This is a genomic window from Gordonia jacobaea, from assembly GCF_001186365.1.
Classification (GTDB): Bacteria; Actinomycetota; Actinomycetes; order Mycobacteriales; family Mycobacteriaceae; genus Gordonia; species Gordonia jacobaea.
This window is the reverse complement of sequence record NZ_LDTZ01000014.1, coordinates 1-16192: the sequence shown is the minus strand read 5'-3', so window position 1 is coordinate 16192 and position 16192 is coordinate 1. Positions and strand designations below refer to the sequence as shown.

Genomic DNA, 16192 nt, shown 5'->3' with positions numbered 1-16192 from the left:
GGGTTTTAAAGGCGACCCCTTGATTGTGCCGGTTGCCGACCGCAAAGCGAGAAGTGAAACCGATGACAACGCCAAAATCGACCACGCACGCTATGTACGCAAAACGTGATTTCGCGACAACCGAGAATGCCGCGGGCAGCGTCACCCGCGGGTTTTCAATCCAGTTCTGAAACCACTGACGCGACCACGGCGCGCATGTCACCGGTGCGCTCGTGGACGCTGCGCTGCCGCTGATAGCTGGCTCCGTGATCGACGATGTCGACGACGCGCGCCAGTTCATCGATGCACCCGAGTTCCTCGGCGATGGGCTCGAGTCGTTTGAGCAGCACGGTGAGATCGTCGGTCACGAGTCGTTCATCGCAATCGGAGTCGAGGATGACGATGGCCTCGAGGCCGTAACGCGCGGCCCGCCACTTGTTCTCCTGCACCAGCCACGGCGCCATGTGCGGCAGTTCTTCACCCGCCGACAGCCGACGATCGAGATCGACGACGAGGCAGTGGATGAGCGCGACGATCCCGGACAGCTCCACCAGGTTCGTCATCCCGTCGCACACCCGAACCTCGATGGTGCCCAGGTGCGGTGAAGGACGGATGTCCCACCGAATCTCGTTGAGATGGTCGATGATTCCCGTGGTCTTCTGGTCGGCGACGAACGCCTCGAACTCGTGCCACGTCTGGAACTGGAACGGTAGCCCCGCGGTGGGCAACTGCTGGAACATCATGGCGCGGTTGCTCGCGTAGCCGGTGTCCTGACCCGACCACATCGGAGACGACGACGAGAGCGCGAGGAGGTGCGGGTAGTAGTTGAGCAGCGACGTCAGGATCGGTAACACCTTGTCGCGTCGGTCGATGCCGACGTGCACGTGGACTCCCCAGATCAGCATCTGCCTGCCCCACCACTGGGTGCGATTGATCAACTCCGCGTACCGGTGTCCCTCGGTGAGCAACTGCGTCGACCACTCCGCGAACGGATGCGTGCCTGCGCCATACAGGTCGACACCGAGTCCGTCGGTGATCGACCGCACGACGTCGAGTGTCGCCGAGAGGTCGTCGATCGCCTCACGCGTCGTCGTACTCACACCGGTCACCAACTCGACGGTGTTGCGCAGCAACTCCTTGTGAACCTTGCCCGCACGGTCGGGGGCACGACGACCGACCTCGGTGAACAGCTCCGCCGCCGAGTTCGACAGATCGCCGGACACCTTGTCGGTGAGTGCGAACTCCCACTCGACGCCCAGCGTCGGCGTCGGCGAACCGGAGAACTCGATCGGGATGATCTTCGGCATCGATCAGGCCTTCCGCTCAGACCGGTGCCGGTCAGACCGGTACCGGTGTCGCGTCAGCCCTCGACGGAGATGACGCCGCATGCCAAGCGTGAGCCCGCGTCGCCGGTCTTCATCGTGTCGGCGTCGGGCGCCGGTGCGTAGCGAGTCGGGATGTTCGCGAAGTTGTCGGGCTTCTCGTGGATGATGATCGACTTACCAGCGACCTGATTGAGGTTCACCGAGTCCGTCGTGGTCACGGTCTCGCCGGTGCCGTCGGCGAGCACGTTGATCGACACGAGGTCGCCGCTCGACGGATGAGTGGTACGGCCGTCGACCTGCAGATGACCGCCCGCCGACGAGAACGGAGTCGAGCCGCTCGCCTGGCACACGCCGTTCTCGTGGATGTGCATGCCGTGGAAGCCCGCCGCGATGCCGTTGGTGACCTTGACGTCGACGCGAAGCGACGACCCGCTCGGTGTGAACGTCGCGGTACCGACGGTCTCGCCCTTGATGTCCTTGAGCTCAGCGGTCGCCGACTCCTTGGACGAGTTCGGGATGCCGTCGGCGTCGTCGACGGATCCGGGGGGAGCCTGATTGCCCGTCACGACCGACGGGGTGGTGCCGGGAGTGTCCGACCGCGGTTCGTCGGGAGTACAGCCGGCAAGCGCCGCGGCGATGGCGCCCGCAGCACCCAGCGCGAGCACGCTGCGCAGGGTCTTCGAGCCGAGTGTCGAACTGCCGGTCATGAAAGCTCCTAGAGATCCGTTGGGCCGTCAGGTGAACAAAGTCGGATGAAAAGTCTTGCCGCGTCAGAACTCATCGGGTGACCACCACCACCGCGAGCCCGTCCCGGCACATCGTGAACGACGACGGGCGCTGCTCGACGCTGGGGTTCGAACCCAGCGCGGTCGCCACCTTCTCCGCGTCCGCCTTGTGCGACGAGTCGCGGTAGAGAATGGTGTTCTCGGTGAAGCTGCCGCCGTCGTAGTTCGCCGGGCTGGCCGTGTTGAAACCCTTGGCCTTCAGATCGTCGGTGACCTCCGACGCGAGACCAGAGACCGAACCCGCGTTGATCACGCAGAGACGCTCGCTCGTCGAGGCATTCGCGGCAGACGACGACGCGGGGGTCGTCGTGGTGGCGACGCTCGCCTGGGCCTCGCGCAGGTCTTCGTCCGGACTTTGTCCAGAGGTCGCCGCGGAGTGCCAGCCGAGTCCGACGAACACGACAGCCACCGCGAGGAGCAACATGGCCCCCGCCCGCAAGGGAAGGCGATTGGGCTCGCGATCAGCATTCATCACCGATGACCTTAACGCACACGCGGCGGGCAACCGCGCTCAGCGTTACGTGATGTCGAAGCCGAGCCGCCGCGCCGCACGGGCCTTCTGACGCGATGCCCGCAGCCTCCGCAGACGCTTCACCAGCATCGGGTCGGCAGCCAGCGCCTCCGGGCGATCGACGAGCGCGTTCAACACCTGGTAGTAACGCGTGGCCGACAATCCGAACAGCTCTTTGATCGCTTCTTCCTTGGCCCCCGCGTACTTCCACCACTGCCGCTCGAACGCCAGGATGTCGTGCTCGCGTCGCGACAGACCATCCGGACCCACCTCGTGAGGATCGACGGATTGTCCGGCCGCGCTCTGCGTTGTCGGTTGGGGTGCGTTCTCGGGTTGATCACCGTGCTTGCGACTACGCGCTGCTGCGCCGTCCATCTTGCTCCCTCACGCTCGCCTCCGGCCCTACCCGCGTCGGCTCCTCGACCGGGTCAATCGGCGTACCACCCCGGTGACAGAACTCGGGCTACGAGTGCGCTGACCGTCGAATGACACCGATGTGGTTCGTGACCATCTAACCACGCCCGCAAGCCGTCAACCGTGTGTGACTCGCCCGGTCGAGTCGCTCTTACCGAGCCGATCACGCAAGGCCCAGGGCAGTCGACGTCATCCGCGCGCAGTAGGCTTTTCACTCATGTCTGTGCTTCCGATCTGCATCGTTGGCGAGCCGGTCCTGCACCAGCAGACCGAGTTGGTCGAACTCGACGACGCCGGTCGTCCGTCCGACGAGATCGTCACCCTCCTCGACGACATGTACGAGACCATGGACGCCGCGCACGGCGTCGGCCTTGCGGCCAATCAGGTGGGCGTCGGCAAACGGATGTTCGTCTACGACTGTCCCGACGGCGACGCGGGTCGCGCCTCGGCCCGGCGACGGGGCGAGGTGATCAATCCCGTCCTCGAGACGTCGGAGATCCCGGAAACCATGCCCGACCCCGACGACGACGAAGAGGGCTGCCTGTCGGTGCCCGGCGAGCAGTTCCCCACCGGCCGTGCCGAGTGGGCGCGGGTCACCGGCGTCGACCGCAACGGCGACGAGGTGGTCATCGAGGGCAACGGATTCTTCGCCCGCATGCTGCAGCACGAGACCGGACACCTCGACGGCTTCCTCTACGTCGACGTCCTGATCGGACGCAACGCCCGCGCGGCCAAGAAGGCGATCAAGAAGCACAAGTGGGGCATCCCGGGACTGACCTGGATTCCCGGCGAGCAGGCCGACCCGTTCGGCCACGACGACGACGACTGACCCACCGACGGGACACGCGATGAGCGAGCGACCCTCGGGTCCCGACCCGGCCGGTCTGCGCCCTGCACGTCTTCCCCCTGCACGTCTGCCCGCCGACGCCTACCCCGGCGACCGCGTCGTCGTGCGGTATCTGCTCGGCGACGCCGCGCCCGCCGACTGGCGGCACTCACCGAACCCGGCTCCCGCGTCGGCGCCCACGATGTCCGATGTCACGGGTTTTCTGGTGGAACGCGCCGATACCGGGAGCCCCGACTCGACGCTGCTGATCGAGCGCGACGGTAAGGTCGAGTCCATCCCCCGCGAGTCGGTTGTGTCGATCCGCCTCTTGTCGGCAAAACCTGTGCGCAACAGCGCAATCCGCGACCTCGAGCATGCCGCGGCGCTCGCGTGGCCGGGCGTCGAGTCGACGTGGATCGGCGGCTGGCTGGCGCGTGCGGGTGGCGGATTCTCCCGTCGCGCGAATTCTGCTGTGCCACTGGATCGTTCGGCGCACGCGGATGCGCCGACGTTGCACGCCATCGGATCCTGGTATGCCGAACGTGGACTACCCGTCCTGCTCGCGCTTCCCGAGCGATTGATCGCGGCGCGTACGGTCGGGGGCGAACCCGCCAGCCCAACCGTGCACATCCTGACCCGTGACCTCGACGACTCCGCCAGTATCGCAAGTGATTTCCCGACAACCTCGACAGAAATCGACGTCGAACTCGCTCCGACGCCGAGCGCGCGTTGGTCACAGTCGTACCGCCCAGGTACCGACGCAGATCTCGTTGCCGCGGTTGCCGGTTCGGCTCAGGGCCCGGTGACGTTCGCGACGGTCGTCGACGAGAGCGGTTCGCTGATCGCAACCGGGCGAGCGGCCGTCACCTCGTCGCCGTCCGGCGTCGCGTGGCTCGGAGTCACCGCGCTGTGGACCGACCCGGCGCACCGTCGGCGCCATATCGCCGACGCCGTGCTCGCCCGACTGATGGCGTGGGGCGTGACGCACGGTGCGCAGTCGGCGTACGTGCAAGTCGAAGCAGACAACGCTGTTGCCGGACGCTGGTACCGCAGAAGGGGATTCGCCTTGCACCACACCTCGCACTACGAGTCGGTGACCTGATGTCGGCACGCAAACCGACGGTCGCGCAGCGTCGTCGACAAGCGGTGGCGTCAGCCGTCGCTCTGGTGGTCATCGGACTCGTCGTCGTGGCGACGTGGCTGATCAACCGATCCGACGACTCGAGCTCCGCCACCCATTCGGCCTCGTCGACATCGTCGACGGAGAAGCCGTCGTCATCCACCGCGAAGCCGTCGTCGAAGAAGCAGTCGGGCACAGCTTCGCAGGGCGGCAACGCTTCTCGGACCACGGTGGCACCGACCGCGGCGGCACCGGTTTCGGCGCAGGTGACCAAGACGCTGTCGCTCATCGACGCCGGTAAGTGGCCGCCAGACGACGCGTCGGGAACCAAGGGCGGGACCAACTTCGGGAACTTCGAGGGCCGGCTGCCGAAGAAGACGTCGTCGGGTAAGCGGATCACCTACACCGAGTGGGACGTCAACCGTCGCGAAGCGGGAAGGAGCCGCGACGCGGAACGTATCGTGACGGGCAGCGACGGTTCCGCGTGGTACACCGCCGACCACTACAACACCTTCGTCCAGATCCGAGGCCCCAACCGATGACCGCCAACCTGTGAGCCGCAAACCATGACACCCAGCACGGGAGGCGACAACATCTCCGACACCGGTATTCCGCTAGCGCGTTTCCTCGACGACGCAGCCCGACAAGGGCCCGCCGTCGGACTCTGGGTTGGTAGCCGACCACCGAGCGCGCCGTCGTCGTACGAGTTCCGAGAAGTGACCGGCAGAACGATGACCACCCTGCTCGGTCTCTACGAAACCTATGCGCGCGCATGGGATTTTCCGGACTACTTCGGCCACAACGCCGACGCCTTCGACGAGTGCATGCGCGAACTCGACGACTCCGACAACCACACCTCCAAGCCCGCGGGCTACCTCACCGACATCGTCGACGCCGACCGCCTACTGACCGCCGACCGTGAGGCATTCGGCTGGTTCGCGACGTCGCAGCTACGGTTCCGCGACCACTATCGCGACGTTGCCGTGCCGCGCAGCACCTTTGCCACGCTTCTCGAAACGTCGGCAAGCCGACGACGCGATGTGATCACGCGCTGGCGTCGAGCCGGAGTCACCGTCGTGACCGTCGGTGACGACCACCGACCCCGTCTGTGACGACCACCGCCCCGTCGGGGACGATCATCCACTCTGAGGCAAACGACCCACTGCCACGCATGTGACGGAACGCTTGTTGCACCGCGCCACACCGGGTTACGTTGACAGCACCCCTGCAGACAGACGGGGAACCACTAAATAGGGAGTCGGTCATGACAATTCTCGCTGCAACCGAGGTACTCGCAAGATCGACGACGACGACAAGCGTCGGCTGGATCGGCTACATCATCATCGGCGCCATTGCCGGATGGATCGCCGGAAAGATCGTCAAGGGCGGCGGCTCCGGCATCTTGATGAACATCGTCATCGGCATCATCGGCGCACTGATCGGCGGCTTCCTGCTGAGCTTCTTCGTCGACACCGCGTCCGGCGGCTGGTGGTTCACACTCTTCACCGCGGTTCTCGGCGCGGTGATCCTGCTGTGGATCGTTGGCGTGGTTCAGAGCAGGCGCTGACGTCTGGGCGCTGAGTTCATCGGGCCGGGTCTGCGGGGGCAGGCCCGGCTCCGCTCTCGGGAGCGGCGCTCAGGCGGGAGCGAGCGGAACAACCCCCGGATGGCCGTCGAGATAGTGCTTGGTGAAGGTGCACACCGGGCGTAGCCGGGCGCCCTGGCTTCTGGCGTAGGTGATCACGCTGCGCGTCAGGCCGGTACCGAGGCCGTGACCGGTGTACTCGTCGTAGAGCACCGTGTGGAGAACGGTCAGTGTTGTCTCGCCGTCGACCGTCTCGCTCGAGTATCCGAGAACACCCACCAGGTCACCGGCAACCCACAGCTCGAATCTGTCACGCGTCGGGTTGTGCACGACCTGCGCTATCTGCTGCAGGATCGACCGCGCCGACTGAGTCGGCCGTTGATGATTCTTCCGATGCATGGCTCGTCCATCCCCTCTTCAGGCTCGTTCGCAGCGTCTACACAGCTCACTGATTGCTGCGTCCGGTCCCTCCGGGCACGACGGTGTGTGATCGCAGTCACATCGTAACCTGCGGGAGCGTAGGTTCAAGGACTTTGAGTCGAGATCGCCGGTATCGAGACAGATCCACGGCAAACGTTCGTCTGCGGTTCACCCGGCTGTGACAGGAAGTCGACGGCTCGCTACGAGGCACCACGTTCGACGGCCCGCCGATAACCACGCATCGAGAGCACGCCGAAGACCACCGCAAATGCCGCCGCCCATCCGAGGGTGAGGCAGAACGGAACCAGAATCGGGCCGCCCTCGGTCAACCCGGTCATGGTGTCGATCGCCGGGCTCATCGGCTGATAACGCACGATGGGCTGCAGCCATCCCGGGTACTCGGAGATCGGCGCGAATCCCGTGTTGAAGAACAGCATCAGCAAGAACAGAACCCCGAGATGGTCGACGACCGACTTCTGCGCGACAGTCGCGATCGCGATGACCACGAAGACGAATCCGATGCCGAAGACCACAGGCACCAGGACCGCGCCGATCCCGGCGAGCCACCCTTGGGTGAACCGAAATCCCATGAGCGCCGCGACCGCGAACAGCACGACCGTGCCCAGCAATGTGCGGACCATCTCTGCGAGCACACGGCCGGCCAGGAAACTCGACCGCGGAATCGGCAGCGTCCACAGCCTCCCGAGCACCCCGGACTCACGCTCGGACACGAGGTAGATGCCCGTCATCAGCGTGCCGAACATCGCGCCGACCAACGCGACGAGCCCGGTGTAGCCATAGATGCTCTGACCGGCACCGATGGCGGTGGTGATCCGGCCGAGCACGAGCTGGAACATCGCGAGAAGGAAGGCGGGAAAGACGACTGCCTGAATGAGCACGCCGGGGTCGCGCGACCACGTCCGCAGCAGCGTCGACGCGAGCACCCGCGCCCCGACGCCCCACCCCACTGCCCTGCGTTCCACTGCTCTGCGATCCGCTGCTCCTGCCGCACCGCGCCCTTCTGCACCGCGTGGCGAGATGTCGACGCTCATCGCTGCTCCCCCTTTCGTGCGGCCAGCGCCGAGCACAGCGCTCCGACGGCCAACAGTCCGACGCTCCACCCGACGACAGGCCCGGTCTGGACGTCGGCACCGGTCGAGAGCGCGCGCATTGCCTCGGCGAACACCGACACGGGCTGATTGCGGACGACAGGCTCAATCCACCCGGGAAAAGCATTGGCAGGCACCAGGCCCGTCGAACACATCACGAGCAACAGTTGCGGAATCATCAGCATCTGCCCAACGCTTTCGGCGTGCGTAGCGACGCTACCCAGAGCATCGGCCATCATGCTCAGTGCGAGAGCGAAAACGATTGCGAGCGCGAAGAACCCGATCGATTCGACGATGCTGCCGCGCAGCCTGAAGCCGAACACGCACGCATACAGCGACACCGATACAGCCGAGACAGACATCCGCACAACAGCATTCGTCATGCGCGCAGCCGCTGGCGTCAGGCGAGAGATGGGCAGCGAACTCAGCCGCTCCCGCATACCGCCGGTCGCCTCGTCGCCCGCGATCTCACACGAAATGATGGCGACAAACATGGCGGCCTGCAGAATGACCAGCGGCGCAACGTATTGCGCATAGTCGACGCCGCTGCGTTCAAAGCGAGAGTGCAGTGGCACGTAGAAGCAGGTGAAGAACACGATAGGCGAGCCGATCGCGAAGAAGAGCAACCCGGTGCGGATCGACGAGTCGAGACTCCTCCTGGTCAGCACAGCGTATGCCGTCGACCAGCCGACCGACGTGCGTGGCGCCGCTTCCCGACGCACCGCCGTTCGCTCCGCGGAGATCGTCATGGCACGACTTCCTCACTGGCAGCGCGATTCTCGTCGGTCAACTGCAGGAACACCTCGTCGAGCGACGGCCGGCGTAGCGCGATGTCGAAGACGCCCACCCCTTCGGCGCGCAGCGTCGACGCGACGGCGACGACAGTGTCGAGTTCTCCCGGCGCCTCGACGACGAGGACCGGACGCGACTGCGCCGACGTCGCGGCGTCGAGGAATTCGTGGTCGGCCAGCGCGGTCCGCACCCGCGTCACATCGGCTGCGTCGAGCAGAGTGATCTCGCAGATCGCCGATCCCGCTTGATGTTTGAGCTGCTCGGGGGTTCCGCGAGCGACCACTGAGCCGTGATCGAGCATGACGATGTTGTCGGCGAGACGATCGGCCTCTTCGAGATACTGCGTCGTGAGCAGCGCGGTGATGCCCTCGGTTCGTAGCGCCGCGATCGTTTCCCACACCGCGGCACGGCTACGCGGGTCGAGTCCGGTTGTCGGTTCGTCGAGGAACAGCACCCGTGGGCGCGTGACGAGTGCGCACGCGATGTCGACCCGGCGGCGCTGGCCACCCGACAGCGCCGACACTCGACGATCGACGAACTCGCTCAGTCCGAACGCCTCGGCCACGTGTGCCACGGAGCCCTTCGCCTCGGCCGACGACAGGCCGGTGAGCCTTCCGAACATGACGAGGTTCTCTCGTGCGGACAGGGTGTTGTCCAGCGATGCGTATTGCCCTGTGAGAGAGATCAATTCGCGCACCCTCGCCGCGTCGTCGACGACGTCGTGTCCGGCGATGAGTGCACGTCCGGCGGTCGGACGCTGCAGCGTCGCGAGGATCGAGACGGTCGTCGTCTTGCCGCTGCCGTTGGGACCCAACAGGCCGAGGACCTCTCCCTCGGCGATCTCGACGTCGATTCCGCGAAGCGCGTGCACCTCCCCGTAATCCTTCTGCAGACCTACGATCTCCACCAACGTCATCGCTGTTGCACCCTTCCGGATCGTCGCGAGCTCGAACAGCACCCTGTCTGTTTGGTAAGGCAATCCTAAGTTAGGAACTCGCGTTGGGCTACCCCCGGTTTCGTGACGCAACAGCAGCAAGCCAGTAGAGTGAACTGCACACAACCGAATCAACGCGGGGGCTCTCACGTAACCGAGGGCTGAGATGGCGGCAGGCGGCCGCTGACCGCATGAACCTGTCCGGGTAATGCCGGCGTAGGGAGAATCTCATGGGCACACGTGTATCCGGCGGCAGCGATTCCGCGTACCAGAATTCCGCGTACAAGGTCGACTCCGACATCCTGACAACCGGTCCGATCGAGGGCAGCACCAAGCATTACGCCGACGTCGATGGGTTACGGGTTCCGCAGCGACGCATCAACCTCACCAACGGCGAGCACCTCGATGTCTACGACACATCGGGCCCCTACACCGACTCGACCGCCGTGATCGACGTCGAGGCAGGCCTTGCCCGCACCCGCGACGAGTGGCACCGTCCCGACCCCGTCGACGGAGCGTCGACCCAACTCGCTTGGGCACGAGCAGGACTCGTCACCGACGAGATGCGCTTCATCGCCGCACGCGAGAACGTCGACGTCGAACTCGTGCGCAGCGAGGTCGCTGCCGGACGTGCAGTGATCCCAGCCAACCACCGTCATCCCGAGTCCGAACCGATGATCATCGGCAAGGCGTTCGCGGTGAAAATCAATGCGAACATCGGCAATTCGGCGGTGACCAGTTCCATCGCGGAAGAGGTCGAGAAGATGGTCTGGGCGACGCGATGGGGCGCCGACACGATCATGGATCTGTCCACCGGCGACGACATCCACCTCACCCGCGAGTGGATCATGCGCAATTCCCCCGTCCCGGTCGGTACTGTGCCGATCTACCAGGCACTGGAGAAGGTCAAGGGCGATCCCACCAAGCTGACGTGGGAGATCTACCGCGACACCGTGATCGAGCAGGCCGAGCAGGGTGTCGACTACATGACGGTGCACGCGGGCGTGCTGTTGCGCTACGTACCGCTGACCGCTCGCCGGGTGACCGGAATCGTCTCGCGCGGCGGGTCGATCATGGCTGCGTGGTGCCTCGCCCACCACGAAGAGTCGTTCCTGTACACGCATTTCGACGAGCTGTGCGAAATCTTCGCGCGCTACGACATCACCTTCTCACTCGGCGACGGACTGCGTCCGGGCTCGATTGCCGACGCCAACGACGAGGCACAGTTCGCCGAACTGCGCACCCTCGGCGAGTTGACCCGCATCGCGAAATCCCATGGCGTGCAGGTGATGATCGAGGGGCCGGGTCATATCCCGATGCACAAGATCGTCGAGAACGTGCGCCTCGAAGAGGAGTTGTGCGAGGAGGCGCCGTTCTACACCCTCGGCCCGCTCGCCACAGATATCGCGCCCGCATACGACCACATCACCTCCGCGATCGGTGCGGCGATGATCGCGCAAGCTGGGACGGCCATGCTCTGCTATGTCACCCCGAAGGAGCACCTCGGGCTACCCGATCGCGACGACGTGAAAGTCGGTGTGATCACCTACAAGATCGCGGCCCACTCAGCCGATCTCGCCAAAGCCCACCCGCGAGCTCAGGAACGCGACGACGCTTTGAGCAAGGCGCGCTTCGAGTTTCGCTGGACAGACCAGTTCAACCTCGCACTCGACCCCGACACGGCACGGGAATACCACGACGAGACCCTCCCCGCGGAACCCGCGAAGACGGCTCACTTCTGCTCGATGTGCGGCCCGAAGTTCTGCTCGATGCGTATCTCCGCCGACGTGCGGGCCTATGCAGAAGAGCACAATCTGGTGACGGCAGAAGACATCGACCGACGAATCGAGCAGGAGATGGCAGCGAAGTCCGCCGAGTTCGCCGACGCGGGCAACCGCGTCTACCTGCCGATCGATGCGACATCGGGAGCCGCAAGCAGATCATGACGACACCACTGTTGCCCACCACCGAACCGGGGGTCACACCTGTCCGGGTGATGACCATCGCGGGTTCGGATTCCGGCGGCGGCGCCGGAATCCAAGCAGATATGCGGACTTTCGCGTTGCTCGGACTACACGGACTCGTCGCGGTCACCGCGGTGACGGTCCAGAATTCGGTGGGCGTCAGCGGCTTTCAAGAGATCGATCCGGAGACGGTCGCGGCGCAGATCCGCAGTGTCGTGACCGACATCGGGACGAGTGCCGTCAAGACCGGCATGCTGGCGTCGGGACCGATCATCCACGCCATCGTCGATACCTGCGTGGAACTCGGCATCGGGCGCGGTGGCGACACCCCGCTCGTCGTCGACCCGGTCTGCGCGTCGATGCACGGCGATCAGTTACTCGCCGACGAAGCACTGGATGTGTTGCGGCGCAGACTATTTCCTCTCGCCACGGTCGTCACACCGAATCTCGACGAAGTGCGACTGCTGACGGGCATCGAGGTCATCGACGCGGCGTCGCAGCGCAAGGCCGCCGTCGAATTGCACGGTTTGGGTCCGCAGTGGGCACTGGTCAAAGGTGGCCACCTGCGCTCCAGTGCGCTCAGTCCCGACCTGCTGTACGACGGCACCGACTTTCTCGAGTTCGCGACAGCTCGCGTCGACACCCCGCACGATCACGGCGCGGGCGACACACTCGCAGCGGCCATCGCGTGCGCTCTCGCGCATGGATATGCCGTGCCGGACGCCATCGATTTCGCAAAGCAGTGGGTTACCCGCGGCCTGCGTTCGGCCTATCCGCTGGGAGCCGGGCACGGCCCCGTCAACCCGTTGTGGCGCGTCGGCAACGACGTCCGACATGCGTGAACGGGAATCGTCTGAGAAGTAGCGGACCAATAACAGTCCGCCACATCTCGCGATAAACATCACGAAGCTCACCGTAGGGTGAGAGTCATGGGCTGGACGTTTCTCATGGACATGGACGGCGTGCTGACGAACGAGGAACACCTCGTACCCGGCGCAGACGAATTCATCGCGGAATTGCGCAACAACGACATTCCCTTTTCCGTTCTCACCAACAACTCGATCCGCACGGCACGTGACCAACACGCCAGATTGCTGCAGATCGGCCTCGACATTCCCGAGGAATCGATCTGGACATCGGGAATGGCGACGGCCGACTTCCTCGCGTCACAGGACCAGGGCGACACCGCCTTCGTCATCGGCGAGTCGGGGCTGACCACGCCGCTGTACGAGAAGGGGTTCGTGACGACGGAGACCAATCCCGACTACGTGGTGCTCGGCGAGACGCGCATGTATTCGTTCGAGGCGATCACCAGTGCAATTCGGATGATCGAGCGCGGTTCGAAGTTCATCGCCACCAACCCCGACGTGACAGGCCCCTCGCACGACGGTTCGATCCCGGCGACCGGCGCGGTGGCCGCCATGATCTCCAAGGCGACCGGCCGCGAGCCGTATTACGTCGGCAAGCCCAATCCGATCATGATGCGGTCGGCGCTACGACGCCTCGGCTCGCATTCGGAGAACACCCTGATGATCGGCGACCGCATGGACACCGACATCATCGCGGGCCTCGAATCGGGAATGCGGACGATCCTGGTGCTCACCGGAATCTCCACACGCAAGTCCGTCGAGAAGTATCCCTACCGCCCCACACTCATCTTGGACTCGGTCAACGACCTCGTCGGCCACACCGACGATCCCTTCGGCGACGCCGTCACGCCGGAGTCATCGACGTAGCCTGCCGGCCTTCTCGAACAGCAGCGTGGTGCACGCGAAAGTGCCCGCCCCGAGTTCTGGGCGGGCACTTCTGCGTGTCGTCGAAACTCAGCTCGAGGCGAGGGCCTTGGACTTGAGGTGCTCGAACTCGTCGGGTGTGATGGCTCCCGAGTCGAGCAGCGACTTTGCATCCGCGATCTGTTGTGCGGGCGAGGTGCCTGCGACGTCACGGATATAGGTGTCGGATGCCTTCTTGTACTCGGCGGCGGCTGCCTGCGCACGCTCCTGCATACCCTTGCCCTTGGCGAGCAGATACACGATCGCCGTGATGTACGGGAAAATGATCAGGCAGATGACCCAGATCGCCTTCGCCCACCCCGAAGACTTATGGTCACGGAAGAGGTCGGCGATGATGTACCACAACACGATCAGGTAGGCGACGAACGCAAAGATCACGACCATCGTCCACAGGAAGTTCCAGAAGCCTTCCCACATTTCGGTTTCTCCTAGCTTGGCGGGAATCGGCCTTATTGGCCGTGGATGACGGTACATGCAATCCCGAGCGCTGTAAGCGCGAGCTGCGGATTCACCAATTCCACAAAATGTCTTTCACTCACCCGGGCCATTAGGCAGGTCCGGCATGATGAGACATTTGACCATCGAACTCGGACTCGACACGTTCGGCGACGTCACTGTCGACGACTCCGGCGACACCATCTCGTACGCGCAGACGATCCGCAACGTACTCGACCAAGCCGTCCTCGCCGATTCGGTCGGTGTCGACTTCTTGGGGGTCGGCGAACACCATCGCGACGACTACGCGATCTCGGCGCCCGACGTCGTCCTCGGCGCGATCGCCGCGCGCACCGAGCGGATACGACTCGGCTCCGCAGTCACCGTCCTCAGCTCCGACGACCCGATCCGGGTGTTCGAACGCTTCTCGACGGTCGACGCGATCTCGTCCGGGCGCGCAGAGGTCATCTTGGGCCGCGGCTCCTTCACCGAATCCTTCCCGCTGTTCGGGTTCGAACTCGATCAGTACGAGGAGTTGTTCACCGAGAAGCTGTCACTGTTCGCCGAGTTGCGCACGGGTGAGCCGGTGACCTGGGAAGGTGCTCTGCGACCACCGTTGCGCGACCAGACGGTGTATCCGGAGCTGGAGAATCCGCCGCTCCCGACATGGATTGCCGTGGGCGGCAGCCCCGAGTCCGTGGTCCGTGCAGCAAGTTACGGGCTGCCGTTGATGCTCGCGATCATCGGTGGCGACCCGCTGCGCTTCGCGCCGTACGTCGATCTCTACCGTCGCGCCCTCGAACAACTCGAGAAGCCGACCGACCTTCCCGTCGGCGTCCACTCCCCCGGGCACATCGCCGAGACCGACGAGCAGGCGCGCGACGAACTCTGGCCGCACTACCGGGTCACCGTCGGGCGCATCGGCGCCGAACGCGGCTGGCCGCCACCGACGCGCATCGAGTTCGACCAGTCGACCGGACCCGCCGGTTCGCTCTACGTCGGATCACCGGAAACCGTCGCGCAAAAGATCGCACGCACCGCGAAGGCGCTGGGTCTGAGCCGGTTCGACCTGAAGTACTCGCACGGCACACTCCCCCACCCCGCCCTCATGCGCAGCGTCGAACTCTATGGGACACAGGTGATCCCGCGCGTCCGCGAGCTGCTCGCCGAGTCCTGACCGCGCCCTGCCCACCGTGCGCTCGAGACCGTGGCGGGTTCAAGGGAACATGGCAACACTCTGAGTGATTGGGGTGTGTGATGCGGGTGTTGAGGCGTGGTCAGTCGATGCCGCCGTTGGCGGTGTGGGAGTTTGGCAGGCGCGGCGGGAGGGTTTGCCCACGGCGTTGGCGGCGCGACGCGCGGGGTTCTCTTCTCGGTTGGGTTACCGGTTGGTGGCCAAACATGGAGGAGTGATCCCTCGAGTTGCCCGGCCGAGCGCAGTGGATGAACAGGGGCCTGGTCCGCAGTCACGGTATTTGTCGGCGCAGGAGCGTGATCTGGTCGCGCACAAGACTGCTGCGGGTCTTGGGGTCCGCGAGATCGCGCGTGATCTGCAGCGTTCCCCGTCGACGATCAGTCGTGAGTTGCGGCGTAACCGGGCTGTGCACCGCCCGTATGGGGCGGCCTACGCCCATCGCAGCGCGCAGCGTCGGCGGGCGCGACCGAAGTTGCGCAAGCTGGAGGACAATGATCGGTTACGCGCGTATGTGTGGGACAAACTCAGTGGTGACGAGTACTGGTCGCCGCAACAGATCAGCGCTCGGCTGGTGCGTGATTTCCCGGAGGATGAGGGCATGCGCATCAGTCATGAAGCGATCTATCAGGCTTTGTATGTGTTCCCGCGTGGGGAGATGAAAAAGCAGGTCAAGGCGTCGTTGCGGTCGGGTCGGGCAGCGCGTAAACCGCGTACCGCGTCCACGACGGGCCCCAGTATCGTGCCGCGGGAGTTGCTGATCGCTCATCGTCCCCCCGAGGTGGGTGAGCGTGCGGTTCCCGGTGACTGGGAAGGTGACTGCATCGTGGGCCGTGACGGGCGTTCACAGATCGGCACGTTGGTCGAACGCTCGACCCGGTATGTGATGTTGCTGCATATGCCGACCACACGCACCGGTGAGGACCTGCGTGCTGCGTTGCAGGTGGCGATCGGTGGGTTGCCGGCACACCTTCGGCGTTCGATCACCTGGGATCAGGGCTCGGAGAT

At 64.8% G+C, this 16192-nt stretch carries 19 protein-coding genes and 1 riboswitch; of the genes, 10 read left to right on the top strand and 9 right to left on the bottom strand.

What is annotated here, in order from left to right:
- Positions 1-155 precede the first annotated feature (155 nt).
- From ABW18_RS03040 to ABW18_RS03025, 4 genes are all read right to left on the bottom strand, one after another.
- Positions 156-1286, bottom strand: a complete 1131-nt coding sequence (locus ABW18_RS03040) for a glutamate--cysteine ligase (protein WP_049697569.1) — start codon at positions 1284-1286, stop codon at positions 156-158.
- Positions 1287-1339: 53 nt separating this feature from the next.
- Positions 1340-2011: a superoxide dismutase[Cu-Zn] gene (gene sodC / locus ABW18_RS03035; protein ID WP_049697568.1), complete on the bottom strand. Its 672-nt coding sequence runs from the start codon at positions 2009-2011 to the stop codon at positions 1340-1342.
- Positions 2012-2081: 70 nt separating this feature from the next.
- The gene (locus ABW18_RS03030; RefSeq protein ID WP_049697567.1) at positions 2082-2561 is read right to left on the bottom strand and encodes a LytR C-terminal domain-containing protein; all 480 of its coding nucleotides are present in this window, start codon (positions 2559-2561) and stop codon (positions 2082-2084) included.
- 45 nt (positions 2562-2606) lie between these two features.
- A complete protein-coding gene (locus ABW18_RS03025; protein ID WP_049697566.1) occupies positions 2607-2975 on the bottom strand; it encodes a DUF3263 domain-containing protein in 369 nt (122 codons plus the stop codon).
- A 256-nt stretch (positions 2976-3231) separates the two neighbouring features.
- On the opposite strand from ABW18_RS03025, the gene ABW18_RS03020 reads away from it, so the two are divergent.
- The 5 genes from ABW18_RS03020 to ABW18_RS03000 all read left to right on the top strand — a co-directional run bounded on the left by ABW18_RS03020 (position 3232) and on the right by ABW18_RS03000 (position 6527).
- Positions 3232-3843 carry a peptide deformylase gene (locus tag ABW18_RS03020; RefSeq protein WP_049697565.1) on the top strand — a complete coding sequence of 204 codons (612 nt, stop codon included), beginning with the start codon at positions 3232-3234 and terminating at the stop codon, positions 3841-3843.
- A 19-nt stretch (positions 3844-3862) separates the two neighbouring features.
- Positions 3863-4942, top strand: coding sequence for an N-acetylglutamate synthase, CG3035 family (locus ABW18_RS03015; RefSeq protein ID WP_083444296.1), 1080 nt, complete (start codon positions 3863-3865; stop codon positions 4940-4942).
- Complete coding sequence (locus ABW18_RS03010; RefSeq protein ID WP_049697564.1) at positions 4942-5502, top strand: guanyl-specific ribonuclease; 561 nt, start codon at positions 4942-4944, stop codon at positions 5500-5502. Before ABW18_RS03015 ends, ABW18_RS03010 begins: the two co-directional genes overlap by 1 nt.
- 24 nt (positions 5503-5526) lie before the next feature.
- Complete coding sequence (locus tag ABW18_RS03005; RefSeq protein ID WP_049697563.1) at positions 5527-6072, top strand: barstar family protein; 546 nt, start codon at positions 5527-5529, stop codon at positions 6070-6072.
- A 152-nt stretch (positions 6073-6224) separates the two neighbouring features.
- Positions 6225-6527, top strand: a complete 303-nt coding sequence (locus ABW18_RS03000; RefSeq protein ID WP_049697562.1) for a GlsB/YeaQ/YmgE family stress response membrane protein — start codon at positions 6225-6227, stop codon at positions 6525-6527.
- 69 nt (positions 6528-6596) lie between these two features.
- On the opposite strand, the gene ABW18_RS02995 is transcribed toward ABW18_RS03000, so the two are convergent.
- From ABW18_RS02995 to ABW18_RS02980, 4 genes are all read right to left on the bottom strand, one after another.
- Positions 6597-6944, bottom strand: coding sequence for a GNAT family N-acetyltransferase (locus tag ABW18_RS02995; protein WP_049697561.1), 348 nt, complete (start codon positions 6942-6944; stop codon positions 6597-6599).
- A gap of 221 nt (positions 6945-7165) precedes the next feature.
- Positions 7166-8017 carry an ABC transporter permease gene (locus ABW18_RS02990; RefSeq protein ID WP_083444313.1) on the bottom strand — a complete coding sequence of 284 codons (852 nt, stop codon included), beginning with the start codon at positions 8015-8017 and terminating at the stop codon, positions 7166-7168.
- Positions 8014-8823: an ABC transporter permease gene (locus ABW18_RS02985; RefSeq protein ID WP_049697560.1), complete on the bottom strand. Its 810-nt coding sequence runs from the start codon at positions 8821-8823 to the stop codon at positions 8014-8016. The genes ABW18_RS02990 and ABW18_RS02985 overlap by 4 nt, the downstream gene beginning before the upstream one ends.
- Complete coding sequence (locus ABW18_RS02980) at positions 8820-9782, bottom strand: daunorubicin/doxorubicin resistance ABC transporter ATP-binding protein DrrA (RefSeq protein ID WP_049697998.1); 963 nt, start codon at positions 9780-9782, stop codon at positions 8820-8822. Before ABW18_RS02980 ends, ABW18_RS02985 begins: the two co-directional genes overlap by 4 nt.
- Positions 9783-9926: 144 nt before the next feature.
- Positions 9927-10037, top strand: a riboswitch (TPP riboswitch).
- Between ABW18_RS02980 and thiC the strand changes: the two genes are divergently transcribed.
- From thiC to ABW18_RS02965, 3 genes are all read left to right on the top strand, one after another.
- On the top strand, positions 10031-11746 hold the full coding sequence (gene thiC / locus ABW18_RS02975) for a phosphomethylpyrimidine synthase ThiC (RefSeq protein WP_083444312.1): 1716 nt from the start codon (positions 10031-10033) through the stop codon (positions 11744-11746). (Overlaps the previous riboswitch by 7 nt.)
- Positions 11743-12606 (top strand): bifunctional hydroxymethylpyrimidine kinase/phosphomethylpyrimidine kinase, encoded by an 864-nt coding sequence (thiD, locus tag ABW18_RS02970; RefSeq protein WP_049697559.1) that lies wholly within the window; start codon positions 11743-11745, stop codon positions 12604-12606. The genes thiC and thiD overlap by 4 nt, the downstream gene beginning before the upstream one ends.
- An 87-nt stretch (positions 12607-12693) precedes the next feature.
- A complete protein-coding gene (locus tag ABW18_RS02965) occupies positions 12694-13500 on the top strand; it encodes an HAD-IIA family hydrolase (protein ID WP_049697558.1) in 807 nt (268 codons plus the stop codon).
- An 87-nt stretch (positions 13501-13587) separates the two neighbouring features.
- On the opposite strand, the gene ABW18_RS02960 is transcribed toward ABW18_RS02965, so the two are convergent.
- Positions 13588-13974: an SHOCT domain-containing protein gene (locus ABW18_RS02960; protein ID WP_049697557.1), complete on the bottom strand. Its 387-nt coding sequence runs from the start codon at positions 13972-13974 to the stop codon at positions 13588-13590.
- 145 nt (positions 13975-14119) lie between these two features.
- Here ABW18_RS02960 and ABW18_RS02955 point away from each other — a divergent pair, with 145 nt between their 5' ends.
- Entirely contained in the window at positions 14120-15169 is a 1050-nt protein-coding gene (locus ABW18_RS02955; protein ID WP_049697556.1) for an LLM class flavin-dependent oxidoreductase, read from the top strand.
- A 232-nt stretch (positions 15170-15401) separates the two neighbouring features.
- The coding region (locus tag ABW18_RS22670; protein ID WP_160318036.1) for an IS30 family transposase at positions 15402-16192 on the top strand (791 nt) is incomplete at its 3' end.